This is a genomic window from Bacteroides sp. AM10-21B (assembly GCF_003472565.1).
GTDB classification, from domain to species: Bacteria; Bacteroidota; Bacteroidia; order Bacteroidales; family Bacteroidaceae; genus Bacteroides; species Bacteroides propionicigenes.
The window spans coordinates 36,551-60,451 of record NZ_QRME01000007.1; the positions used below are offsets into that span (position 1 = coordinate 36,551).

23 protein-coding genes and 1 riboswitch are annotated in these 23,901 nt (G+C 44.9%); of the genes, 7 read left to right on the top strand and 16 right to left on the bottom strand.

Annotated features, from left to right (window positions below; genetic code table 11):
• The first annotated feature begins 121 nt into the window (after positions 1-121).
• Entirely contained in the window at positions 122-883 is a 762-nt protein-coding gene (locus DW121_RS10445) for an SDR family oxidoreductase (protein ID WP_117710250.1), read from the top strand.
• 181 nt (positions 884-1,064) lie between these two features.
• Positions 1,065-1,778 (top strand): hypothetical protein, encoded by a 714-nt coding sequence (locus DW121_RS10450; RefSeq protein ID WP_118323719.1) that lies wholly within the window; start codon positions 1,065-1,067, stop codon positions 1,776-1,778.
• 77 nt (positions 1,779-1,855) lie between these two features.
• On the opposite strand, the gene DW121_RS10455 is transcribed toward DW121_RS10450, so the two are convergent.
• Genes DW121_RS10455 through DW121_RS10465 form a run of 3 tightly spaced genes read right to left on the bottom strand, consistent with a single transcriptional unit; the run spans position 1,856 to position 5,039 of the window.
• Positions 1,856-3,865 (bottom strand): alpha amylase C-terminal domain-containing protein, encoded by a 2,010-nt coding sequence (locus DW121_RS10455; protein ID WP_117710248.1) that lies wholly within the window; start codon positions 3,863-3,865, stop codon positions 1,856-1,858.
• A 26-nt stretch (positions 3,866-3,891) separates the two neighbouring features.
• Positions 3,892-4,338 (bottom strand): YhcH/YjgK/YiaL family protein, encoded by a 447-nt coding sequence (locus DW121_RS10460; RefSeq protein WP_009120996.1) that lies wholly within the window; start codon positions 4,336-4,338, stop codon positions 3,892-3,894.
• 35 nt (positions 4,339-4,373) lie between these two features.
• The gene (locus DW121_RS10465; protein ID WP_118323720.1) at positions 4,374-5,039 is read right to left on the bottom strand and encodes a DUF2461 domain-containing protein; all 666 of its coding nucleotides are present in this window, start codon (positions 5,037-5,039) and stop codon (positions 4,374-4,376) included.
• Between the two features lie 298 nt (positions 5,040-5,337).
• Between DW121_RS10465 and DW121_RS10470 the strand changes: the two genes are divergently transcribed.
• Complete coding sequence (locus DW121_RS10470; RefSeq protein WP_118323721.1) at positions 5,338-5,577, top strand: DUF6965 family protein; 240 nt, start codon at positions 5,338-5,340, stop codon at positions 5,575-5,577.
• 28 nt (positions 5,578-5,605) lie between these two features.
• Here DW121_RS10470 and DW121_RS10475 read toward each other — a convergent pair whose 3' ends face one another.
• From DW121_RS10475 to fabD, 13 genes are all read right to left on the bottom strand, one after another.
• Positions 5,606-7,303 (bottom strand): alpha-amylase family protein, encoded by a 1,698-nt coding sequence (locus DW121_RS10475; RefSeq protein ID WP_118323722.1) that lies wholly within the window; start codon positions 7,301-7,303, stop codon positions 5,606-5,608.
• A 27-nt stretch (positions 7,304-7,330) separates the two neighbouring features.
• Positions 7,331-8,140, bottom strand: a complete 810-nt coding sequence (locus tag DW121_RS10480; protein WP_117710244.1) for a patatin-like phospholipase family protein — start codon at positions 8,138-8,140, stop codon at positions 7,331-7,333.
• Between the two features lie 87 nt (positions 8,141-8,227).
• Entirely contained in the window at positions 8,228-8,623 is a 396-nt protein-coding gene (locus DW121_RS10485; RefSeq protein ID WP_117710243.1) for a phosphoribosyltransferase, read from the bottom strand.
• Between the two features lie 15 nt (positions 8,624-8,638).
• A complete protein-coding gene (locus DW121_RS10490; protein ID WP_118323723.1) occupies positions 8,639-9,760 on the bottom strand; it encodes a DUF362 domain-containing protein in 1,122 nt (373 codons plus the stop codon).
• Between the two features lie 76 nt (positions 9,761-9,836).
• On the bottom strand, positions 9,837-10,640 hold the full coding sequence (gene thiD, locus DW121_RS10495; RefSeq protein WP_187120027.1) for a bifunctional hydroxymethylpyrimidine kinase/phosphomethylpyrimidine kinase: 804 nt from the start codon (positions 10,638-10,640) through the stop codon (positions 9,837-9,839).
• A gap of 20 nt (positions 10,641-10,660) precedes the next feature.
• The gene (locus tag DW121_RS10500; protein WP_118323839.1) at positions 10,661-11,254 is read right to left on the bottom strand and encodes a thiamine phosphate synthase; all 594 of its coding nucleotides are present in this window, start codon (positions 11,252-11,254) and stop codon (positions 10,661-10,663) included.
• A gap of 58 nt (positions 11,255-11,312) precedes the next feature.
• On the bottom strand, positions 11,313-12,008 hold the full coding sequence (locus tag DW121_RS10505) for a HesA/MoeB/ThiF family protein (protein WP_118323724.1): 696 nt from the start codon (positions 12,006-12,008) through the stop codon (positions 11,313-11,315).
• Between the two features lie 32 nt (positions 12,009-12,040).
• The gene (gene thiH, locus DW121_RS10510) at positions 12,041-13,168 is read right to left on the bottom strand and encodes a 2-iminoacetate synthase ThiH (RefSeq protein WP_118323725.1); all 1,128 of its coding nucleotides are present in this window, start codon (positions 13,166-13,168) and stop codon (positions 12,041-12,043) included.
• Between the two features lie 18 nt (positions 13,169-13,186).
• Positions 13,187-14,872 (bottom strand): phosphomethylpyrimidine synthase ThiC, encoded by a 1,686-nt coding sequence (thiC, locus tag DW121_RS10515; protein ID WP_118323726.1) that lies wholly within the window; start codon positions 14,870-14,872, stop codon positions 13,187-13,189.
• 237 nt (positions 14,873-15,109) lie between these two features.
• On the bottom strand, positions 15,110-15,886 hold the full coding sequence (locus DW121_RS10520) for a thiazole synthase (RefSeq protein WP_118323727.1): 777 nt from the start codon (positions 15,884-15,886) through the stop codon (positions 15,110-15,112).
• A 161-nt stretch (positions 15,887-16,047) separates the two neighbouring features.
• Positions 16,048-16,707 (bottom strand): thiamine phosphate synthase, encoded by a 660-nt coding sequence (locus tag DW121_RS10525; RefSeq protein WP_118323728.1) that lies wholly within the window; start codon positions 16,705-16,707, stop codon positions 16,048-16,050.
• Positions 16,708-16,711: 4 nt separating this feature from the next.
• Positions 16,712-16,909, bottom strand: a complete 198-nt coding sequence (thiS, locus tag DW121_RS10530) for a sulfur carrier protein ThiS (protein ID WP_118323729.1) — start codon at positions 16,907-16,909, stop codon at positions 16,712-16,714.
• Between the two features lie 66 nt (positions 16,910-16,975).
• A riboswitch (TPP riboswitch) is annotated at positions 16,976-17,066 on the bottom strand.
• Between the two features lie 187 nt (positions 17,067-17,253).
• Positions 17,254-18,141, bottom strand: coding sequence for an ACP S-malonyltransferase (gene fabD, locus DW121_RS10535; RefSeq protein WP_117710235.1), 888 nt, complete (start codon positions 18,139-18,141; stop codon positions 17,254-17,256).
• A 396-nt stretch (positions 18,142-18,537) separates the two neighbouring features.
• Here fabD and DW121_RS10540 point away from each other — a divergent pair, with 396 nt between their 5' ends.
• From DW121_RS10540 to xylE, 4 genes are all read left to right on the top strand, one after another.
• Positions 18,538-19,269 carry an NUDIX hydrolase gene (locus DW121_RS10540; RefSeq protein ID WP_117710234.1) on the top strand — a complete coding sequence of 244 codons (732 nt, stop codon included), beginning with the start codon at positions 18,538-18,540 and terminating at the stop codon, positions 19,267-19,269.
• Positions 19,270-19,335: 66 nt separating this feature from the next.
• Entirely contained in the window at positions 19,336-20,823 is a 1,488-nt protein-coding gene (locus DW121_RS10545) for a xylulokinase (protein ID WP_118323730.1), read from the top strand.
• A gap of 45 nt (positions 20,824-20,868) precedes the next feature.
• Positions 20,869-22,185 carry a xylose isomerase gene (gene xylA, locus DW121_RS10550; RefSeq protein WP_117710232.1) on the top strand — a complete coding sequence of 439 codons (1,317 nt, stop codon included), beginning with the start codon at positions 20,869-20,871 and terminating at the stop codon, positions 22,183-22,185.
• Positions 22,186-22,315: 130 nt separating this feature from the next.
• A complete protein-coding gene (gene xylE, locus DW121_RS10555; protein ID WP_117710231.1) occupies positions 22,316-23,791 on the top strand; it encodes a D-xylose transporter XylE in 1,476 nt (491 codons plus the stop codon).
• Positions 23,792-23,901 lie beyond the last annotated feature (110 nt).

Consider the following 23,901-nt stretch of genomic DNA (forward strand, 5'->3'; position numbering starts at 1 on the left):
GCAAAGGTACATATTTTCTTGTAATTTTTAAGGGTTATGAATTATAAGTTATGACTTATTTGCCAATGCTTGCAAATAAGTCATAACTTTGCCGTCCGTAATATTAAATTCCTTATAAGAAATGGAAAAGAAAATCGTACTTATCACCGGCGCTTCTTCAGGTATAGGAGAGGGCTGTGCACGCAAATTTGCTATGAATGGTTACCGCCTGATTCTCAACGGACGGAATGTAGAAAAGCTGATTGCTGTAAAGCATAAACTGGAAGCGGAATACCATGCGGATATTTGCCTGTTACCTTTCGACGTACGTGACCGCCAAGCTGCGAAAGCCGCTCTTGACTCGCTTCCCGAAGCATGGAAGGCGATAGATATTCTCATCAACAATGCCGGACTGGTAATCGGTGTGGACAAGGAGCATGAAGGTAATCTGGATGAGTGGGACATTGTTCTCGATACCAATATAAAATCCTTGCTTGCCATGACACGTCTTATTGTTCCCGGAATGGTGGAGCGAGGATGCGGCCATATCATCAATATGGGTTCCATCGCAGGCGATTATGCCTATCCGGGCGGCAGCGTATACTGTGCCAGCAAAGCTGCCGTAAAAGCGTTATCTGACGGTTTGCGCATCGACCTTGTGGATACCCCCATACGAGTGACTAACATTAAACCCGGTTTGGTGGAGACTAATTTCTCTGTGGTACGTTTTCGTGGTGACAAATCCGCTGCCGATAATGTGTACAAAGGCATCCGCCCGCTTACAGGCGATGACATTGCTGAAGTTGTGTATTTTGCAGCTGCCGTACCCGAACATATTCAGGTGGCAGAGGTGTTAGTAATGCCTACTAATCAGGCTACAGGTACAATTGTCAGCCGGAAATAAGCTCTATTTTGCAACAACAGAAGTGCAAGAGTATACTTGAGCAAAGAACGTATGCCGTTTGTTTACGTAAAATAACACTTGTTATTACTCTCGTAAAAAACCCAAAAAAGGTAAAAAGGTTTTGCTCCTACGCCATAGGCAGCTAACTTTGGAATATCAATATTTAAAATCATAAAAGCATATGAAAAAATTAATCTTATCTCTTGCACTTTGTTGTGCAGCTACTAATTTCTTTGCGCAGAATGCCGATCCTGCACAATTAGTCAACGAAGGTAAAGCCGCACTTGAGGCTAAGAATTATCAAGTAGCATTCACAAAATTCAGCACTTATCTTACACAAACAAACAACCAAGATTCTGTAATTGCATTTAATTGTGGCGTTTGCGCTGACAAAATTAAGAAACCGGCTGATGCCTTAAAATATTTTGATATAGCTGTACAGAAGAAGTATAACTTAGCCAATGCTTATATAGGTAAAGCAGGTGCATTGAAGGACTTGAAGAAGAACGATGAATATGTCGCTACCCTGAAAGAAGGCCTGGAAGCTGTTCCCGGTAATAAAACTTTGACTAAACTGTATGCCACTTTCTATGTAAATCAGGGTATTATGGCACAGAAAGCCAAAAAGAACAGTGATGCGGAAGAGGCCTTCAAACAAGCGCTTACTATTCAGCCTAACAATATAAATGCGCTCAATAGCTTGGGAACATTGAGTTATAGTCAAGGTGCGGCTCTGTTAAAGACAGATGCTGATAAGGCAAAAGAAGAATTTAAGCAAGCCAAGGAATGCTTGGACAAATTGCTCCCACTGTTATCTGCCGATAAACCGGCTCAAAAGAAAATGAAAGACAATGCAAATACCATGTTGACTTTCATCAATTCTCAGTTGCAGTAAGCCATAAAAAAACGATTGTAAAAAGAGAGGCAGGGATCTTCCGGTACCTGCCTCTCTTTTTATGATTATTTCTATATTTATTTAGTTTTTCTCAATACCACTGCGGTACGTGCCGGAATATAGAGCTTCAACCACTCCTTTTTCTCCTTCTTATACAGAGGATCTGAAAGTGTAAAATGTTTCACTGTATCATCAGCAAGACCATTACCGCCATAGTCAGGATTGTCCGTGTTTAATATAACTTCATAAGAACCTGCAGGAACCAAGAATCCGTAATCAGTGAAAGACTGTTTAGGATTGAAGTTAAATACAAATATCAAATCCTTGCGCATATATGCTAAAATCTGGTCTCCGTCATTATGCCATATTTCTTGCACCGGTGTAGCTTGGAAATTCTTTACGCTTTTGATAACTCCCAACATGGCGCAATCAAAATCGCCCAGATAATGGTATGCCAAATTTTTGTTGTCTACCAAATCCCATTGACGACGGGCATACTTACATGACCAGCCATTACCCTCACGAGGAAAGTCTATCCATTCAGGATGCCCGAATTCATTACCCATGAAATTAAGATAACCGCCATTAATAGTCGTTGCAGTCAGCAAACGTATCATTTTGTGTAAAGCAATGCCACGATGTACCGTATAGTTTTCATCGCCTTTCTGCATATGCCAGTACATATCAGCGTCTATCAGACGGAAAACAATGGTTTTGTCACCTACCAATGCCTGGTCATGACTCTCCGCATAAGATATTGTTTTTTCATCTTGACGGCGATTGGTTACTTCCCAAAACATACTGGACGGTTTCCAGTCTTCATCTATCTTTTCCTTGATAGTCTTAATCCAATAATCGGGAACATTCATCGCCATACGATAATCAAATCCATAGCCTCCGTCCTCAAATTTTGCAGCCAAGCCCGGCATCCCCGATACTTCTTCTGCGATGGTGATTGCCTTGGGATTAACTTGATGAATCAATCGGTTGGCAAGTGTCAGATAACAAATGGCATTATCATCCTGATGACCGTTGAAGTAATCTCCGTAATTACAGAACGCCTCACCCAAACCATGACTGTAATATAACATAGAGGTTACACCGTCAAAGCGGAAACCGTCAAAACGATATTCTTCCATCCAATATTTGCAGTTAGACAGCAAGAAATGAATAACTTCATTTTTTCCGTAATCAAAGCAGAGTGAATCCCACGCCGGGTGTTCACGGCGAGCGCCCGGATAGAAATATTGATTCGGATCACCGGCAAAGTTACCCAAACCTTCAACCTCGTTCTTCACTGCATGAGAATGGACAATATCCATGATAACGGCAATGCCCATACTGTGGGCCGTATCAATTAATTCTTTCAGTTCGTCCGGAGTACCGAAACGTGAAGAAGCCGCAAAGAAACTGGATACATGATAGCCGAAACTTCCATAATAAGGATGCTCCTGAATTGCCATAATCTGAATACAGTTATATCCGTCTTTGGCAATGCGGGGGAGAATCTTTTCTTGGAATTCCTTATAACTACCCACTTTTTCTTCCTGTTGCGCCATGCCGATGTGGCATTCATAAATCAGCAACGGGTCAGTGGCAGCTTTAAAAGCTTTTTTCTTCATCTTGTACGGTTTCTCCGGATTCCATACTTGGGCGCTGAATATCTTGGTTTGCTCATCTTGAACAACCCTGTTGGCCCATGCCGGAATACGTTCGCCGCAACCGCCGTCCCAATGCACCATTAATTTATATAAATCACCGTGTTGCATGGCATCAGCCGGCAATTTTATTTCCCAGTTACCGTTTGCTTTGCGTTTCAGACTGTATTTTTTTTCTTCTTTCCAACCGTTGAATGTACCTATCAGGAAAATCTGAGTGGCGTTGGGAGCCCATTCGCGGAAAATCCAGCCATCAGCGGTGCGATGCAGACCAAAATAAAGATAGCCGGATGCAAAATCCGATAATGTTTGTTTTCCCTTGTTGGTCAGCTCCGCCTCTTTTTCAGCAGCATGTTTATGGCGTCCGTTTATGGCATCTGCAAAAGGTTCCAGCCAAGGGTCATTCTTAATCAAATTCAATGTTTCCATAGAGGATTAATTTTGGGTATATGATATTATGCTTTAACTTTTACAATTACTTTTTTCACGCCGTCCGGAGTGATGCCCGGAGCGTGTCCGTCTTGCGGGAAGAAAATGGCAAACATACCCGGTTTCACTTCAATGTAGCTTTCCGCCAGACCGGCAAAGAAAGTAATATCTTTTTCCGCATTATAGGGAGCGTCTGCCGGAACACAGTCTTTAGCGGCAGTATAGCCCATTAGTTCAGTACCTGATAGAGGAATTTGGATGTCGATAAAATCTCTGTGGGTTTCCAGCTTTGCATCTTCCTTTGCTTTCGGTTTGGTTTGCGCCACGTTTACAAGCAAGTCCTTACCTTTAAGTTCTGTCTTTCCCACTTCCAAAGCGTTCAAGTCGTGTGATTTCAAAAACTCAATGGCTTGTGCGAATAAAGGATTCAGCGAAGCATATTTCTCTATGTTTTCAAGTCTGTCTACTACCATAATTCAAATGTTTTAAGTTAGTTATAAATAGGTAATTATTCAAAGTCGTCTATTGTATAATTTACAAAGTCCGAAAAGCGTTTCATCTGTTTGAAAATGTCATCAGTACGGTCCAGAAAGTCCGGAGCAAGGAAAAAACTGTCCGGCTGATAGCAGGCAACGGTATATTCCTTACATTGCAGATATTTCAAGTACGGATAATCTTTAGGGAAACCTTTCGGAGCTGTTTTTAGGAAATTCTCTCCGATGACGGGGAAGTATTGTTTGAAAGCTGCATCTTCGACAATTCCACGGAATTCATCCATATTATCATAAACAGCTTGTCTTAAAGCCTTCAGCAGGGGAGAGGGCGGGCAGTAGCTGCCACCTGCCAAAAGGCAGTTTCCCGGTTGCAAATGGACATAATAGCCGCAATGGTCGGATTTCTTTCCCTTGGCATTGATGTAGCCGCCAAAATGATTTTTATAAGGTGTTTTATCTTCCGTAAAGCGTGTATCCCGATAGATACGATACGTACAGTCTTTGGCTTCAATGCCGCGAATACTTTCATCAAATAATGAGATACGGGAGATAATAACTGTCAGCAAGTTCTCAAACTCGTTCCGGGCATTTTCATACTCATCCCGGTGAGCGTTGAACCATTCACGATTATTGTTGGCGGATAGTTCTTTCAGAAATTGAAATATAACAGGGACGTTCATATCATATAAATCCTTATTTCTGCCAAATTTACGGATAATATTTCTAACATACTACAAACAGGCATAAAAAAAAGCATCGGCTCTGGTAAACCGATGCTCCTTACACATTTATCAATCAAACAGACGCTTCTGTTTTTTGATGTACTTACTTATCACAAGCGGGTACGTCTCCTTTAATTAATCTTATATCTAATACTATGAAAAACACATCTATATAACATTGCACTTTCAGATTTTGTTCATAAGGGTGAGGATTACTTTAGCAATTGTTATATCTTTGCAAGAAAATATGTGAAATATGAAAGAGTATAAATACGATGAAGAAAGCGTCAATGCCTTGATAGAGTGGGCTAAAACAGCGTCATTCCCTGAACAGGTAATATTGAGCGAAGCCGAAAATATTTTTGATGTAAAAAGGTATGTACAGGCCAATCTGAATGACATAGCCGCTCATTATCCGGATGAGTTCTATAATCCGGCTATCACTCATTTATATCGATTAAAGGATAAGATGGAAGGCAAAGATAATGCAGAGTGATTGGTTCACCCTGCATTGTTTTTTCGGCTTATAGTTTAATTTTAAGAATCTTACCGTTGCATCCTTCTACGGATACTTCCGTTGCTTTATAGGGCAATAAACTTATTTTTTCTTCCTTACCGGTCAATAAGTCTACGGCTTGGTACTGATCCATCTGCGGTATTTGCAGAAAATCGAAAGCATGGGAAGGAATATTGATTGCAAGGTCTGCCGATATATGGTCGAAGTTTACGACAAACAGCAACAAATCCCGTCCGAATTTACGCAGAAAAGTATATTGCTTATGCTCGTTGAAGCGCCAGCCGTTTACATTGGCATACATCAAGTCGAAGAAGTCTCCTTGTGAAATTGCCTTTTCTTCGTTGCATAAGGTCAATATGCGTTGGTAGATGCCATACAAATGTTTTTGGTTGTCCGTCAGCATCTTTCCGTCAAATTTTCCGCCATTGCGCCAGCGGCGAATAGTATCTACACTCCAATAATCAAAGATGGTGGTACGTCCGTCTCTGCCACTGAATCCTTCGCTGTCCATACCCAATTCGCCGAATTCCTGTCCGAAATAAATCATCATGGGATTTACATTCATACAAGCCGATACGATAAGGGCGGGAATAGCTTTACGCGGATTACTTGCAAAGAAATCGGAAGCGATACGTTGTTCGTCATGGTTTTCCAGAAAATTCAGCATCCGCTTTTCTATTCCACCCAGACTTTGCCATGCCCGTGTAATGGCGGTAGCGGATTCATTGCCGCAAACTATCGCACGAAGCGCGTCATACAATCCCACTTTATCATAGAGGTAATCAAATTTTCCGCGAAACAGATAGTTGCCGTATTCCTTCGGATTATATACCTCGGCAATAAAGAGCAGGGCAGGGTACTTGACCTTTACTTGCGGAATAGCCCATTCCCAAAACTCAACGGGAACCATTTCCGCCATATCGCAACGGAAACCGTCGATATTCTTATCCGCCCAGAACATCAGAATGTCCAGCATCTTGATCCATGTATCGGGAACGGGATTGAAATGGCAAGTACCGCCATTCTGGTAATCCACGCCATAATTCAGTTTGACTGTTTCGTACCAGTCGTTAATGTTAGGATATGCGTCAAAGCGGTTGTTGCCGGTAGCCTTGGCGGGAAACTCCCTATAAGGTTCGGCGGCAGCGCCTTTCATGTCAAATTGCCCATGCAGTTCCGACTGCGGAATATAGTAAAAATTGTTATAGGGACTGAACGCATAGCTTGTATCATCGTTTGCCCCCAACTGAGAAGTACCGTCCGGCTGCATATCCGAATGATATTGGCGTGCCACATGATTGGGTACAAAATCGATAATAACTTTCAGTCCGCTACGATGTGTGCGTTGTACCAGATTCTCAAACTCTTTCATCCGTTCGGGAACATCCTTTGCCAAGTCCGGATCTACATCATAATAGTCCTTTATCGCGTATGGCGAACCGGCCTTGCCCTTTACGATAGCCGGATGATCGGGCTGGATATTATAGCGACGGTAATCCGTTTGCGTTGCGTGTTCAATGATGCCGGTATACCAGATATGGGTAGCGCCCAGTTTCTTGATTTCCCCTAATGCTTTGGCGGTGAAGTCCGCCATCTTGCCACATCCGTTTTCGGCAATACTGCCGTTATTGATACAGTGGTTATTATTATTACCGAATAGTCGGGTAAACACTTGATAGATAATCAGTTTATTTTCGTCGCTCATTTCTTTTTATTTAGAGAATGGTTATTGTTATTCTTTCCAGATAGTGCCTTTTTCTATTTGCAGGCGTTCCAGTATGTCGTTGGTGGCATTATACCCTTGCATAAATATTTCTTCCGCTTTTTCCAACTCCCTGTTGCTGTAGCCGTCCAGATTATAAGGTTCTATCAGCAAGTCGGCTTTCTCTCGTTCGGGGAACGAATTGGAACGGAACATGAAGTTGTACGAACGCAAGGCTACACTTACGATATTCATTTTGTACTTAGGCGCCATTAAAGGACTCACATTGATTGCCACAACCTTTTCACATACCCGCCGGATAGTAGTTACAGGCAAGTTCATCAGCAATCCGCCGTCCACGTAATACGTCTCGTCTATCTTTACGGGTGCAAACAATACAGGCATACAGCAAGATGCGGCCACACGTTCGGCGATATCCCCTTTATGAAAATGCGCAAGGCGTCCGTGGTCCAAATCCGTAGCGGTGATAATCAACGGCAGCTGTAAATCTTCCAGTTTTTTCGCTTTCAGGTTACTTTTCAGGAAGTCTTTGAATTCACTGAGTTCAAACAAACCCACTTTGGGAATAACCAGTTTTGTCAAATCCTGAAATTTATGCCCGGCAAAATAATCCAGGACTTGATGGGGTTCGTTGCCGTCTGCATAAAAGACGCCGGCCAGCGCACCTGCACTGACACCGGAAATTATGTTGGGCTTAATATCATGCTCCAATAATGCCTGCATGGCTCCTAAATGGGCAAAACCTTTAATGAAACCGCCGCTCAAGGCATAACCGATAGAGTATTTATTAGAGAACCAGTTGTTCGTTACTACTTCCATGTTGTTGAAATCTACTATTTTTGTTCGGTACGAAATTAGTTATTTTATCGTAGTAAGAAAGGAAAATAGCAGAAAAATGTTCATTTATTATAGTATCCACGGAAATTTAAAGCACGTTTCATCAAACAACGCATAGTCGGCCGTGCCGTTTACAGCAAAGGTTTTGATGCTGCGTGCCTCTTTCAGCAGTTCACGCGCCAACTTTATGGTAGACCCCGTTTTTATGCGGTCGTCCACCAGCAAGATACTTTTTCCCTTGAAATCAAAATCAACGGGAGCCAGCAGTTGCGGAGCATCGTACTTAGGGTGCTGGTATTCGTCCCTCAAGTTGATGCGCAGCAGATGCACTTCTTTTTGCAAACGCTGGTTGATGATGCCTGCCGGAACGATTCCGCCGTTGGCAATGGCTACAATCATATCGAAATCATCGTGGAACTCAATCGTACGGAAACGCTCCAGTACTTCTTCCATTGTTTTTGCCATACAGAGTAATGCGGTTTATATTTTTATCAACTCGTAATCCATCGTTCCCAAGCCCATCTTTTCCGCATGCCGCAGTCCGGCAAGCCAGTCCGTGTCAGGATGTATCATATGGAATTTGTCGCAGCCGCACAGGTCTTCATGTTCATGCTTCTTGGCAAGCACATTATCGCTGTGCAGTACGGGAGCCTGAATCACTAAATCCGCGCAAGCCTTATCCAACGCTACGGGGTCTGCCGATGCCAAGATGCCGAGGTCGGGAATGATGGCAGCGTCATTATGATTCCAGCAGTCACATTCAGGTGATACGTTCATGATGAAGCTGATATGGAAGTGCGGCTTGTCTTTCAGCACGGCGACGGAATATTCCGCAATCTTGTAATTCAGGCGTTCGGACGTGTCCCAGTCGCTTACTACGGCGGCATCATGCTGGCACAGAGCCACGCATTGTCCGCATCCCACACATTTTGCATAGTCAATTTCCGCTTTACGTTCGGCATTCAGATGTATGGCGTCATGGGCGCAATGCTTTACGCATATATTGCATCCGATGCAATTTTCGGCATCCACTTTGGGCTGTGATGATGCGTGCAATTCCAGTTTGCCGCCTACACTGGCACATCCCATTCCAAGATTCTTCAGAGCGCCGCCAAATCCGGCTTGCTCATGCCCTTTAAAATGATTCATGCTGATGATGATATCCGCATCGGCAATGGCAGTACCAATCTTAGGGGTGGGGCAGTACTCTCCCCCTATTGGTATCTCCCTGTAATCCGTGCCTTTCAGCCCGTCGGCTATAATAACCTGACATTGGGCGGATATAGGATTAAAACCGTTCTCCATGGCACTCTGCAGATGGTCTACCGCATTGGAGCGACGTCCGGAGTACAGCGTATTGCAATCTGTCAGGAAAGGTTTGGCTCCGAAACTGCGGAGCAGATTTGCCATGCGTGCGGCATAATTAGGGCGGATATATGCCAAATTGCCCGGTTCGCCAAAATGTATCTTGATAGCGGTAAAGCTGTCTTTTAAAGGAAGCTGTCCGATGCCTGCACGTTTAAGCAGACGTTCCATTTTGTCTAAAAGATTAGAGGTGGGAGAAGTGCGTAAATCCGAAAAATATACTTTTGCTTTTTCCATATATATATATACCTGTTTATTGTGATTGCTCTTGCAAAAGTAATAGATAAAATTAAATAATGGTAAAAAAGAAAGCTTATTTTTCCTCGGGAAAGAAATGGCATAAAGGTCCGTTTCCATGCCCTATATGCAGGTCTTTACCGTAAAGTATTGCTTTGTTTATGTAGGCTTTAGCTTGGCGGACAGCTTCTTTGAGTTCCTTGCCACAGGCAACAAAGGCAGCTATGGCGGAAGAAAGCGTGCAGCCCGTACCATGAAGATTACAGCTCTCTATCTTTTGTTGCTCGAACAGGCTGAAGCCACCGTTGTTGTACAGCACATCGCACATTTCACTGCCGGACAAGTGCCCGCCTTTCACCAATACGGCACAATGATAGCGGTTTGCCAATTCGCAAGCCGCTTGCTTCATGTCCTCTATATCAGCGACCGGGTGCGAAAGGAGTAAAGACGCTTCACTCAAATTGGGAGTTATCAGGGAACAGAGAGGAAACAGTTCTTCTTGGATGATGCGAATGGTGTCTTCTGTCATTAGCTTTCGTCCGCTGGTAGATACCATTACGGGGTCGTAAACCACAAAACGGGGTTGAAACCTCTGCAAACACTCCGCAATGGTATGCACAATAGCGTCATTGTGAACCATTCCTATCTTGACAGCTGCCGGCTGCAAATCTTCCATTACGGAGGTTATCTGTGCACGGACAATATCTGACGGGATAGAGTAAACGGCTTGAACTCCCACTGTGTTTTGTGCCGTAACGGCGGTAATGACAGAGGCTGCATAGCCTTTCAACGCAGAAATAGTCTTGATATCTGCCTGTATGCCTGCACCGCCGGAGCAATCGGAACCGGCAATGGTGAGAATGACTGGAATAGTTGACACGATGATAAAATGATTAATGATTAAAACAGAGATGCAGAACGAGTTAACTCTTTGAAATGATTGATAAAATCCGCTCCTGTCCGATTCCATATATCTCCCAAAAGAACCGCACCGCCGAAACCTGATGAACTGATTTCAGAAAAGCGTTCTGCCGTGACGCCGCCCAATGCCATTACTTTAGCATCTATAATGCCCGCTTGCCGCGCCTTTTGCAAGGTGTCGGAAGTATAGGCAGAGGAATATCCCTCTTTGGAAATACTGTCGTATATGGGGCTGAGGAATACGTAATCGCAGGTTGTTTTGTGTTTTGAGACTTCTTCCAATGAATGACAGGAACGACTGATGTGTCCGGTAAAGCCTGCCGGTGCTATCGGGTTGCGTCCATTCAGATGAATGCCTTTCAGATTTCGGTAAGACGCCAGTTGGAAATGCTCGTGAGTGACGATACGTTCCAGATATTCCGTCGGGAGCCTGTTCAATAAATTTTCCATATCTTCATACGAAGCGCCGGGTTTCCGAAGATGCAGAATCTCAAGCCCTGCATCGAACAGGGAAGTGATTGCTTCGGCTTCTTCTTCAAAGAATACAGGTAGGGTAATCGTTATCAGTTTCATACTTTTCAGGGTGTTGTTTTTATGCACATTTACTAAATGAAGGGCAAATCGTTCGTTTTTACAGTAGAAGAACGAACGATTGCATGGTTCTTAAATCCACAGTCCATAATTTCCCTGCCAAGACCTCGCCGTAGCCGCAGATGAGCTTCAGCGTTTCACTTGCTTCCACGCTGCCCACAATGGCGGGGGTAACACCTACGACCGAGTTGTCGGGAGCGGGCATTTGCAGTGTCGCGGTTTCGTCGGGAAACAAATCCCTGTATGTCTTGGGTTGCTCGCCGTAACAGAATACGGAGACTTGGCCTTCAAATCCCTGAATAGCGCCGTATACATAAGGCTTGTTCAGTGCGCTGCAACTATCACTAATCAGATAGCGGGTAGAGAAGTTATCGCATCCGTCCACAATGATGTCATATTCGGTAATCAGGCGGCGGACATTCTCCTGATTGAGGCGGAAAGGATAGGTGTGCACCTTTACGTCACTGTTCAAAGCCTGTAGCTTTCGGGCGGCGCAATGTACCTTAGGCTGTCCCACTTCGTTCTCTGCATACAATATCTGGCGTTGCAGGTTGCTGATACTGACTGTGTCAGCATCCACCAAGCCTATTGTACCAACTCCTGCACCTGCAAGATAGAGGGCGATAGGGGAACCCAGTCCGCCTACGCCTACTATCAGAACTCTTGCCTTATGCAGTTTTTCCTGTCCGTCTTCTCCTATTTCGGGAAGGGAGATTTGTCTGCTGTATCGGGTCATGATGAGAGATATATAAGATATATGAAGAGAGACTATACCCGTTTCAGGTCGAAACTGGCATCCCAGTCTTTCCATACGGGCTCGCGTCCCAAATTCTTCAAGGCTTTGTCTACTTCTACGGCCTTGCGTTCATCGCTAACGTGGAATTGCTCCAAAGTCTGCGGATAGCTGTAATATCCACCCGGTTCAGTCTTGCTTTCCGCGCTCATGGTGGTAACTCCCAGAGTTGCCATGTGGTCGCGTATGAAAGCCGGTTCGCGGGTAGAATAGGATATATCCACATCATGGTCGAATATCCGCATGGCAAATGTAACTTGCGCCAGTTCGCGGTCGCTCATAATTACGTTGGGTTGGAAGCCGCCGTTTTCCGAGGGGCGCATACGCGGGAAGTTGACGCTATACTTTGTTTTCCAGTAGTGCTTCTGGAGATAGCGCAGGTGGTATGCCATCATGCAGATATCGGTTCTCCACTCTTTCTCCAAGCCGATAAGCACTCCCATGCCGATGGAATGCACGCCCGCCTGTCCCATACGGTCAAAGCCGTTGACACGCCATTCAAACTTGGACTTCATGCCGCGCGGGTGATAGATGTTGTAGTTTGCCTTATGGTAGGTTTCCTGAAAGCAAATGACACCGTTCATGCCATGCTCTTTCAGCTCGGCATACTCTTCGGCTTTCAGGGGCATTACCTCAATCTTCAGGTTACTGAAATAAGGCTTTGCCAAGTCGAGTGCGCGGGCTATGTACGGAACGCCCGCCTTAGCCGGATTTTCGCCCGTAACCAGCAACAGGTTCTCAAAAGGAGCGAGCTTTTTGATAGCCTTGTATTCGTTCACTATTTCCTCTTCCGTCAAGATGGTGCGGGGCATGGGATTGCTGATGTGGAAACCGCAGTACACGCACGAGTTGGTGCAGGAGTTCGTAATATACAACGGCACAAACATGGAAATCGTTTTTCCGAAACGCTCTTCCGTATATTTCTTGCTTAAACGTGCCATTGTCTCCAAATAGGGGACGGCTGCCGGTGAGATGAGCGCCATAAAGTCCTCTACATCACAATGTTCTTTGGAAAGGGCACGACGTACGTCCGCATCTGTTTTGGAGTTGATGCGGCCGGTCGTCTCTTCCCATGATATTTTTTCTAATTCGTCTGAAAACATATAATCCTATTTTAAGAATCACTCTTTTTTCTTTAATTCTCTCGACAACCGCATTGCGCAGAAGTTCGGTCCGCACATGGTGCAGTATTCTCCGTCGACGTGGTGTCCTGCCCGGAAATAGGTCTGTGTGCGTTCCGGATCGAGCGAGAGGTCGAACTGGTCTTTCCAGCGGAACTCGTAGCGTGCCTTGCTCAAGGCATTGTCGCGTACTTGCGCACCGGGATGCCCTTTGGCAAGGTCGGCGGCATGGGCGGCTATCTTATAAGTAATGACACCCACGCGTACATCTTCTTTGTCGGGCAGTGCAAGGTGCTCTTTCGGTGTAACGTAGCACAACATTGCCGTACCCAGCCAACCGATTTGCGCCGCACCGATGGCAGAAGTGATGTGGTCGTACCCCGGAGCAATATCCGTAACCAACGGGCCGAGCGTGTAGAACGGCGCATTGTGGCACTTCTCTATCTGGCGTTCCATATTCTCCTTAATCTTGTGCATAGGCACGTGTCCGGGACCTTCGATGAAAGCCTGCACATTCTTGGCCCAGGCACGGAGTACAAGTTCGCCCATGGTATCGAGTTCGGCAAATTGCGCTTCGTCATTGGCGTCGTACGTAGAACCGGGACGCAGGCCGTCGCCCAAGGAAACAGCTACATCGTATTGCGCCAATATGTCGCAGATGTCGTCGAAATGTTCGTACAGGAAACTCTCGCGGTCGTGCACCAGGCACCATTTGCTCATGATGCTTCCGCCGCGGCTCACGATGCCGCACAAACGTTTATCCGCCAAGTGCACGTTGTGGCGGCGGATGCCTGCGTGTATGGTGAAGTAATCCACGCCTTGCTCGCATTGTTCAATCAAAGTGTCCCGATAAAGTTCCCAAGTAAGTTCCTCCACTTTGCCGTTCACCTTCTCCAACGCCTGATAGATGGGCACTGTGCCTACGGGAACCGGGCAGTTGCGGATAATCCATTCGCGCGTCTCGTGGATGTTTTCTCCGGTAGACAGGTCCATTAAAGTGTCACCGCCCCATTTGCAGCTCCACAGGGCTTTCTCCACTTCTTCGTCGATGCTTGAAGTGGTGGCGGAGTTACCGATGTTCGTATTGATTTTTACAAGGAAGTTGCGGCCGATAATCATCGGTTCGGCTTCGGGATGGTTGATGTTGGCGGGCAGCAAAGCACGCCCTTCCGCTATTTCCCGACGGACAAATTCGGGAGTGATATGCGTTTCTATTCCCAATTCGGCGCAATTCATGTTTTCGCGAATTGCCACATATTCCATTTCGGGAGTGATGATGCCTTGCTTGGCGTAATACATCTGCGTGCAGCATTTTCCTTGTTTGGCGCGGTAGGGCAGTGAGATATGCTCGAAGCGCAGATGGTCGAGCGACTTGTCGTCACGGCGCATACGACCGTATTCCGAAGTAATCTCCGGCAATTGCTCCACATCGTCGCGCCGCAAAATCCACGGCTCGCGCAGGCGGGGCAATCCTTTCTTAAGGTCAATCTCTATGTTGGGGTCGCTGAACGGACCGCTGGTGTCGTAAATGTAAACGTCCGGATTGGGAGTAATGACTTTTTCTTCTCCTGCAAAAGTTGTACTGGGCACTTGCTCTACTTTGCGCATAGCCACACGGAGTTCCGGATATATGGTTCCCGGCAGGTACACTTTCTCTGAACGGGGAAATTTTATTCTTGGTTTCATGTCATATACGATTTGAGTATGTATTTTTCTTTTCTTGTTTTGTGACGTCTCGAAATGCCTTTTTCCTTTTTACTAAAACTCCGGAGAAGATTTACTAAAACTTCGGGAGAGATTTACTAAATCTTCGGGAATGTTTTACTAATTCTGTCCTTCTCCGCCAGCAACAGTCGGGAAGGCGTTTTTTACTCCTGTTCATAAAAAGTAACCAAAAAGGCTTATTTGTCAAATAATCGGCTCTTATTCGTTCAGAAAAGAAGTCAATGGTGAACTGGCTTCGGCAACAAAGTTGTCCGCCTGCAATCCCAAGCCGGCTTCGTAAGCCATACGTCCGGCTTCTACAGCTTGTCTGAAGGCTTCTGCCATCGCCACGGGATTGCCCGCTACGGCAATGGCCGTATTGACCAGACAAGCGGAAGCGCCCATCTCCATTGCTTCGGCGGCATGGCTGGGAGCACCGATGCCCGCATCCACCACTACGGGGATGGTGGCTTGTTCGATGATAATCCGCAGGAAATCGCGTGTCTGCAACCCTTTGTTTGTACCGATGGGCGCACCCAGCGGCATGACGGTGGCGGCTCCGGCTTCTTCCAGACGTTTGCAAAGCGTAGGGTCTGCCTGACAATAAGGAAGGACTATGAAGCCCAGTTTTACCAACTCTTCCGTAGCTTTCAGGGTCTCGATGGAGTCGGGAAGAAGATAACGCGGGTCGGGGTGAATTTCCAGTTTCAGCCAGTTGGTTCCGAATGCTTCGCGCGCCATTTGTGCGGCAAATACGGCTTCCTCGGCATTGCGCACGCCGGAAGTGTTGGGTAGAAGCTGGATGTGTGGATGACGGATATGTTTCAGCATATCATCTTCCTTGTTCTCCAGCTCTATACGCTTCATGGCCACCGTTACCATCTCCGTGCCGGATGCCAGAATGGATTGCTCCATGATTTCATTGGAATTGAATTTTCCCGTTCCCAAAAACAGGCGGGAGCTGAATTTACGTCCCGCAATAATTAATTTCTCCATATCATTTTATTTGTTAAGTGAATTTGCTTAATTAACCTATACTATCTGTCATTCAGAGCGCAGCGAAGAATCTATTCTCTTGATGTATACACAGAGAATAGATTCTTCGCTGCGCTCTGAATGACAGATGTTCCTGATATAAATTAAATTTCAGCACTTACTTATTTCAATATTGGTTTGTTTGATTGATTTCCGTCTGTTTGATTGATTTCCGCAAGAATCCTTCGCATCTCTTCTGCCGGATGCTCCGCCCGCAGCACAGTACCCGAAAGGGCAATGCCCGTAACTCCTGTCTGCATGACAGACGGAATGTCAGCGAAAGTAATTCCGCCGATAGCGACGACAGGAAGGCTGATATTCTCCGCCCGCATCCGGCGGATAATCTCTTTATATCCTTCCAAACCCAGTATGGGGCTGAGCTTCTGTTTGGTTGCAGTGTATCTGAACGGTCCGCAACCGATGTAGTTTACTCCGTCGAGCCAATGCTTCTTTACGTCTTCGTATGTGTTGGCTGTGCCGCCTATGATATATTCGCTGCCAAGTATGCGCCGTGCTTCGGCAACGGGCATATCGTTCTTGCCGAGGTGTACGCCGTCTGCACCGATTTCCTTGACCAGTTCCACGTGGTCGTCAATGATGAAGATAGCGCCGCAATCATTGCATAGCTTCCTTATTTCCGCCGCTACGGGCAGTATGTCTTCTTTCCCGGCATCTTTCATGCGCAGCTGTATCCACCGGCAGCCACCCTCCAAAGCCATGCGGGCGGAATCGAGGTAGGAATACTTCTCGGTGTAGTGTGTAATGAACTGAACTGATTTCATAGTCTCATCCACCGCAGGCAGCTTTTATTATAACAATGGATATACCTTCGGACAGGACATAATCCGTCCACTCCACACGTGGAATCATGCGGTTGTTTACGGCAACGGCAATACCTTGCGCCGGCAAGGAAAGGTCGTTTGTCAATTGCGAAAGGGTAGCGGCATCGGTTTCCACTTCTTTGTTGTTGATTAATACTTTCATGTTTTGTTTCTGTTAAGTAAAACAATGGAAGTAAATACAAAGAAGTACCGTTAAGGTAAGTTCTGTGAAGAAAAAATATCCAATTCCTACGGCAGTACTAACTGCATCAGGTTCGAGGGTATAATCTCAGCCCGTCGGGGCACCCCTTTGTCTTTACAGCGGCAAAGGTAAAGGAAAATAAGATATAAAAAACAAAAGGAGGGATTTTTTTCTTAAAGCAGAGGGAAAGAAAATACATCGGAAGGCGAATACATTATATATAATGATTGAACCTGATTCAGTATAAGACAAAGACAAGCTTGTCATATACTAAATCAGGTTCAACCGAAAAAAACTTCTATGGATTATGCTATGCCATGGGCTGTTGCACCGGCATCAATCTTCTTGATAAGCCCTTGCAGAACTGCGCCCGGACCACATTCGGTAAAGTCTGTAGCGCCATCGGCAATCATGTTCTTCACGGTTTGGGTCCAGCGTACGGAAGCTGTCAGCTGGGCAACAAGGTTCTTCTTGATTTCAGCCGGGTCTGTGTGGGGCAGAGCATCTACATTCTGATAGACAGGACACTTCGGAGTGTGGATTTCAGTAGCGTTGATAGCTGCCTCCAACTCGACTTTAGCGGGATTCATCAGCGGAGAGTGGAATGCACCGCCTACCTTCAAAGGCAAAGCGCGCTTTGCACCGGCGGCTTTCATCAACTCACAAGCCTTGTTGATGCCTTCTATAGAACCGGAGATTACAATCTGTCCCGGGCAGTTATAATTGGCAGCTACACAAACTTCGCCTTCCGCGCTTACCTGTGCACAGATTTCCTCAACTTTTTCATCCGGCAAAGCAATGATGGCAGCCATAGTGGAAGGCTGTGCCTCGCAGGCCTTCTGCATAGCCATGGCACGGGCATATACCAATTTCAAACCGTCTTCAAAGCTCAATGCACCGGCGGCAACCAATGCGGAGAACTCGCCGAGAGAGTGACCGGCAGTCATTTCAGGTTTGAAATCATCACCCATGCAGAGTGCGGAGATAACGGAATGAAGAAATACGGCAGGTTGTGTTACTTTGGTTTGACGCAAATCTTCGTCCGTACCGTTGAACATAATATCTGTAATACGATACCCGAGGATATCATTTGCTTTCTCAAAAAGTTCCTTGGCTAAAGCCGAGTTTTCGTACAAGTCTTTTCCCATTCCTACGAACTGGGCACCTTGACCCGGAAATACAAATGCTTTCATATTTACTTATTTTTAGTGTTTAATTAAAAAAGTGGTGCAAAGGTATAGGTTTTTCTGATAACCACCGCACAAATGGGCGTTTTTTGTGCAATGAACTTTTTTTACATACAGCCTGCAATACAATATGTAGTGTTCCCGAAAGGCAGATTGAGATATAGTAAAATCCTTATAAATTAAGCACTTTACGGTTATTGTACATATTACAATTACACCCGGCGATGATAACCTAAATCTACATATTGTATCTTATATGATAACAATATAAAATGATATTGTAAAATGTATGATATGTATTCATCTGTAAAATAATGCTTTATAACATAGTAAAAATATTCTTTTTCTCTATTGCGAATTAGAAAAACCTCATTATATTTGCAGCCGTTAAACATAAATATTATGCAAAACATGGAACATAATATGCCTTTGGCAAACAATCATATTTCCGTAGATTGTGTAGTGATCGGTTTTGACGGAGAACAACTGAAGGTCCTGCTGGTAAAACGGGCAGGAGAGGAGGAAGGCGAAATCTTTCACGATATGAAACTTCCCGGCAGCTTGATTTATATGGATGAAGATTTGGATGAAGCCGCCCAACGGGTGTTGAATGAATTGACCGGACTCAAAAATGTAAATTTGATGCAATTCAAGGCTTTCGGTTCCAAAAACCGCACAAAAGATCCCAAAGACGTACATTGGCTGGAACGTGCCATGCAGTCCAAAGTGGAACGTATTGTGACCATTGCATACCTTTCATTGGTAAAGATAGACCGTACTCTGAATCGTAACTTGGATGACTATATGGCGAGCTGGGTAGCTTTACCGGATATTAAAGCGTTGGCATTTGACCACAACCTTATCATAAAAGAGGCAATAACTTATATTCGCCAATATATAGAGTTTAATCCATCGTCGTTGTTTGATTTGTTACCGCGTAAGTTTACCGCGTCTCAACTCCGGACTTTATATGAACTGCTGTACGGCAAACAGATTGATGTACGCAATTTCCACAAAAAGATAGCCCTTATGGAGTATGTGGTTCCTTTGGAAGAAAAGCAACAGGGTGTTGCCCATCGCGCAGCACGGTATTATCGCTTTGATAAAAAGATATATAATAAGGTGAGGCGATGAAACAGCGATAGGGTGATAAAGTGGCAGGTGAATAGGAATAGTAATACCTTTAATTTTTAATTCAATATGTATTTATTAGGTTATGACATCGGTAGCTCGTCCGTAAAAGCGAGTTTGGTAAACGCAGAAAGCGGCAAATGTGTATCTTCTGCATTTTTCCCGAAAACAGAAGCAGAAATTATTGCCGTAAAACCGGGTTGGGCAGAACAAAATCCGGAAAACTGGTGGGAAAACTTAAAACTGGCGACACAAGCCGTATTGACTGAATCCCGTGTAGATGCAGCAGACATCAAAGCTATTGGTATATCTTACCAAATGCATGGATTGGTGTGTGTGGACAAAGAACAAAATGTACTGCGTCCGGCAATCATCTGGTGTGATTCCAGAGCCGTACCCTACGGACAAAAGGCTTTTGAAACATTAGGAGAAGAAATGTGTCTTTCTCATTTGCTGAATTCTCCGGGTAATTTCACAGCGTCCAAACTTGCTTGGATTAAGGAAAATGAACCGTCTGTCTACGAGAAAATATACAAGATTATGTTGCCGGGCGATTACATTGCCATGAAGTTGAGCGGCACAATCTGCACTACCGTATCAGGCTTGTCAGAAGGTATGTTCTGGGATTTCAAGAATAATCAGGTGGCGGACTTCTTGATGAAATATTATGGTTTCGACCATTCATTGATAGCTGACATTAAACCGACTTTCTCCGAACAGGGACGTGTTAATGCCGCCGCTGCCCAAAAATTAGGCTTGAAAGAGGGTACGCCTATTACATATCGCGCCGGCGACCAACCCAATAATGCACTGTCGCTGAATGTATTCAACCCGGGTGAAATAGCATCTACTGCAGGTACATCGGGAGTGGTTTACGGTGTGAACGGTGAAGTGAATTATGATCCGAAATCACGTGTCAACACTTTTGCACACGTTAACCATACAACAGAACAAACCCGTTTGGGAGTGCTCTTGTGCATCAATGGTACAGGTATCCTTAACTCATGGGTAAAACGTACCGTTGCCCCCGAAGGCATTTCTTACAGCGATATGAATGTGCTTGCCGCTCAGGCTCCTATCGGAAGTGCCGGTATCAGCATTCTGCCCTTCGGCAACGGTGCGGAGCGTATGTTGGAGAATAAAGAAATAGGTTGCTCCATCCAGGGCGTGAACTTCAACCAACATGGCAAACAGCACATTATTCGTGCCGCACAGGAAGGTATTGTATTTTCCTTTAAATATGGCATCGACATTATGGAGCAAATGGGTATTCCGGTACAAAAAATCCACGCAGGTAAAGCCAATATGTTCCTCAGCCCGCTGTTCCGCGAAACGCTGGCAGGTGTGACAGGAGCCGTAATCGAACTTTACGACACTGACGGTTCGGTAGGTGCAGCCAAAGGTGCAGGTATAGGTGCAGGTATCTACAAAGATAATAATGAAGCCTTCGCCACACTTGAAAAACTGGAAATCATAGAACCGAAACAAGCTGACCGCCAAGCATATGCCGACGCATACGCACGTTGGAAACATTGTCTGGATATAAACATGAAATAACAAATAATCAAATAGTAATATTAACCCTTTAAAACAATTAGAATTATGGCAACAAAAGAGTATTTTCCCGGAATAGGAAAAATTAAATTCGAAGGTAAAGAGAGTATGAACCCGATGGCATTCCGCTACTACGATGCAGAGAAAGTTATCATGGGTAAAAAAATGAAAGACTGGTTGAAGTTTGCTATGGCATGGTGGCACACTCTCTGCGCAGAAGGTGGCGACCAGTTTGGTGGCGGTACAAAGCACTTCCCTTGGAATGGTGATGCTGACAAAGTACAGGCTGCCAAGAATAAAATGGATGCAGGTTTCGAATTCATGCAGAAAATGGGTATCGAGTATTACTGCTTCCACGATGTAGACCTTTGCGAAGAAGCCGCTACTATCGAAGAATACGAAGCAAATCTGAAAGCTATCGTTGCTTATGCTAAACAAAAACAAGCTGAAACCGGTATCAAACTGTTGTGGGGTACTGCCAATGTATTCGGTCACGCACGTTATATGAACGGTGCTGCTACCAATCCTGACTTTGACGTTGTAGCTCGCGCTGCCGTTCAAATCAAGAACGCTATCGACGCAACAATCGAGCTGGGTGGTTCAAATTATGTATTCTGGGGCGGACGCGAAGGCTATATGTCTCTGCTGAACACTGACCAAAAACGTGAAAAAGAACATCTTGCACAAATGTTGACTTTGGCACGCGACTATGCTCGTGCACGTGGCTTCAAAGGTACATTCTTGATTGAACCGAAACCGATGGAACCTTCCAAACATCAATATGATGTAGATACTGAAACTGTAATCGGCTTCCTGAAAGCTCACAACCTGGATAAGGACTTCAAGGTAAATATCGAAGTAAATCATGCTACATTGGCAGGTCATACATTCGAGCATGAACTTGCAGTTGCTGTGGATAACGGTATGTTGGGCTCTATCGATGCTAACCGTGGTGACTACCAGAACGGTTGGGATACAGACCAATTCCCTATCGACAACTACGAATTGACACAAGCCATGATGCAGATTATCCGCAACGACGGTTTGGGCAACGGCGGTACTAACTTCGATGCCAAGACTCGCCGTAACTCTACAGACCTTGAAGATATCTTCATCGCTCACATTGCCGGCATGGATGCAATGGCACGTGCTTTGGAAAGCGCAGCCAAACTGCTTGAAGAATCTCCTTACAAGAAAATGCTTGCTGACCGTTACGCTTCCTTTGACAGCGGTAAGGGTAAAGAATTTGAAGAAGGCAAGCTGACTTTGGAAGATGTCGTAGCTTACGCAAAAGCTAATGGCGAACCTAAACAAACCAGCGGTAAACAAGAATTGTACGAGGCAATCGTAAATATGTATTGCTGATTTTAATTAATTACGAATTACAAATTATCAACTATCGGAATAGCGGTTCTGCAACATTTTGCATCACCGCTGCCGGTAGCCCATAATTTGTAGTTCGTAATTTGTTATTAATTCCTAATCTAATTATATCATGAATTATACAGAAAAAGGTAGCAAGATCTACCTCTTCTCTATTGTACTTGTGGCTGTCATAGGCGGTCTGCTTTTCGGTTATGATACAGCGGTTATTTCCGGAGCCGAGAAAGGACTTCAAGCTTTCTTCATGGGAGCCGATTTTGAATACACAGATGCAATACACGGCATTACATCATCCAGCGCATTGATAGGTTGTATCATAGGTAGTGCCGTCTCCGGTTTTTTTGCTTCCAGATTAGGTCGCAAAAATTCTCTCTTTTTAGCTGGTATTCTGTTCTTTTTATCAGCATTGGGCTCATACTACCCGGAATTCCTGTTTTTTGAGCATGGTGTTCCTTCTTATTCTCTTTTAGTTGCATTCAACTTCTACCGGGTTTTAGGTGGCGTGGGTGTAGGATTGGCATCTGCTATCTGTCCGATGTACATTGCAGAAATTGCTCCAAGTAACATTCGCGGAACATTGGTTTCATGGAACCAATTCGCTATTATCTTCGGTCAGTTAGTCGTTTATTTTGTGAATTTCCTGATTTTGGGCAGTCATGCAAATCCTGTAATAGACTTGGTTAACGGGGTCAATCAGATAATGAATCCGGAAGCTGCTGCATGGACTACGGAAACAGGCTGGCGTTTGATGTTTGTCAGTGAGGCTGTTCCAGCAGGGTTGTTTGCTTTATTGGTATTATTAGTTCCTGAAACGCCACGCTATCTTGCTATGTGCGGTAAAGACGAAAAAGCATTGAACGTACTGAGCCGTATCAACGGTTCGTCACAAGCCAAAGTTATCTTAGCCGAGATTAAAGCTACTACCGAAGAAAAAACAGAAAGACTTTTCACTTACGGTTGGATGGTTATCTTCATCGGTATCATGCTGAGCGTATTCCAGCAAGCTGTCGGTATCAATGCCGTCCTTTATTTCGCTCCGCGTATATTCGAGACAATGGGTATGGCTAATCCAATGGTACAGACCGTGCTTATGGGCGTTGTCAACATTCTGTTTACCCTGTTGGCTGTATTTACAGTTGAGAAGTGGGGGCGTAAACCGTTGCTTATTTCCGGTTCTATCGGTATGGCTGTAGGAGCTTTCGGTGTGGCGCTTTGCAACATTGTAACAGGACTTCCTGCAATAGTTTCCGTTATCAGCATTATGGTTTATAGCGCTTCGTTCATGTTTAGCTGGGGTCCCATCTGCTGGGTACTGATTGCTGAAATCTTCCCGAATACCATTCGTGGTGCTGCAGTGGCTATTGCAGTGGCATTCCAATGGATTTTCAACTTCATAGTTTCGTCTACTTTCCTGCCGATGTACAATATGCGTCTCGGAGAAATGGGAGACAAGTTCGGCCATATGTTTGCATATGCTCTTTATGGCATTATCTGTGTGGTAGCTGCCATTTTCGTATGGAAGCTTGTTCCCGAAACGAAAGGCAAGACTCTGGAAGATATGACTAAACTTTGGAAAAACAGAAAGTAAGTTTATCAAAGTTTCGTTCTAAATAAAGATAAAGGCTGCGCAATGTTTGTTTTAAACTGCGCAGCCTTTATTCTTAAAAAAATCACACTTTACAAAGCTTAATGTATCAG

Excerpts from the sequence above, each read along its gene's own strand:
- DW121_RS10445 (WP_117710250.1), top strand. The coding sequence starts at position 122 with ATGGAAAAGAAAATCGTACTTATCACCGGCGCTTCTTCAGGTATAGGA.
- DW121_RS10450 (WP_118323719.1), top strand. The coding sequence starts at position 1,065 with ATGAAAAAATTAATCTTATCTCTTGCACTTTGTTGTGCAGCTACTAAT.
- DW121_RS10455 (WP_117710248.1), bottom strand. The coding sequence starts at position 3,865 with ATGGAAACATTGAATTTGATTAAGAATGACCCTTGGCTGGAACCTTTT.
- DW121_RS10460 (WP_009120996.1), bottom strand. The coding sequence starts at position 4,338 with ATGGTAGTAGACAGACTTGAAAACATAGAGAAATATGCTTCGCTGAAT.
- DW121_RS10465 (WP_118323720.1), bottom strand. The coding sequence starts at position 5,039 with ATGAACGTCCCTGTTATATTTCAATTTCTGAAAGAACTATCCGCCAAC.
- DW121_RS10470 (WP_118323721.1), top strand. The coding sequence starts at position 5,338 with ATGAAAGAGTATAAATACGATGAAGAAAGCGTCAATGCCTTGATAGAG.
- DW121_RS10475 (WP_118323722.1), bottom strand. The coding sequence starts at position 7,303 with ATGAGCGACGAAAATAAACTGATTATCTATCAAGTGTTTACCCGACTA.
- DW121_RS10480 (WP_117710244.1), bottom strand. The coding sequence starts at position 8,140 with ATGGAAGTAGTAACGAACAACTGGTTCTCTAATAAATACTCTATCGGT.
- DW121_RS10485 (WP_117710243.1), bottom strand. The coding sequence starts at position 8,623 with ATGGCAAAAACAATGGAAGAAGTACTGGAGCGTTTCCGTACGATTGAG.
- DW121_RS10490 (WP_118323723.1), bottom strand. The coding sequence starts at position 9,760 with ATGGAAAAAGCAAAAGTATATTTTTCGGATTTACGCACTTCTCCCACC.
- DW121_RS10500 (WP_118323839.1), bottom strand. The coding sequence starts at position 11,254 with ATGAAACTGATAACGATTACCCTACCTGTATTCTTTGAAGAAGAAGCC.
- DW121_RS10505 (WP_118323724.1), bottom strand. The coding sequence starts at position 12,008 with ATGACCCGATACAGCAGACAAATCTCCCTTCCCGAAATAGGAGAAGAC.
- thiH (WP_118323725.1), bottom strand. The coding sequence starts at position 13,168 with ATGTTTTCAGACGAATTAGAAAAAATATCATGGGAAGAGACGACCGGC.
- thiC (WP_118323726.1), bottom strand. The coding sequence starts at position 14,872 with ATGAAACCAAGAATAAAATTTCCCCGTTCAGAGAAAGTGTACCTGCCG.
- DW121_RS10520 (WP_118323727.1), bottom strand. The coding sequence starts at position 15,886 with ATGGAGAAATTAATTATTGCGGGACGTAAATTCAGCTCCCGCCTGTTT.
- DW121_RS10525 (WP_118323728.1), bottom strand. The coding sequence starts at position 16,707 with ATGAAATCAGTTCAGTTCATTACACACTACACCGAGAAGTATTCCTAC.
- thiS (WP_118323729.1), bottom strand. The coding sequence starts at position 16,909 with ATGAAAGTATTAATCAACAACAAAGAAGTGGAAACCGATGCCGCTACC.
- fabD (WP_117710235.1), bottom strand. The coding sequence starts at position 18,141 with ATGAAAGCATTTGTATTTCCGGGTCAAGGTGCCCAGTTCGTAGGAATG.
- DW121_RS10540 (WP_117710234.1), top strand. The coding sequence starts at position 18,538 with ATGCAAAACATGGAACATAATATGCCTTTGGCAAACAATCATATTTCC.
- DW121_RS10545 (WP_118323730.1), top strand. The coding sequence starts at position 19,336 with ATGTATTTATTAGGTTATGACATCGGTAGCTCGTCCGTAAAAGCGAGT.
- xylA (WP_117710232.1), top strand. The coding sequence starts at position 20,869 with ATGGCAACAAAAGAGTATTTTCCCGGAATAGGAAAAATTAAATTCGAA.
- xylE (WP_117710231.1), top strand. The coding sequence starts at position 22,316 with ATGAATTATACAGAAAAAGGTAGCAAGATCTACCTCTTCTCTATTGTA.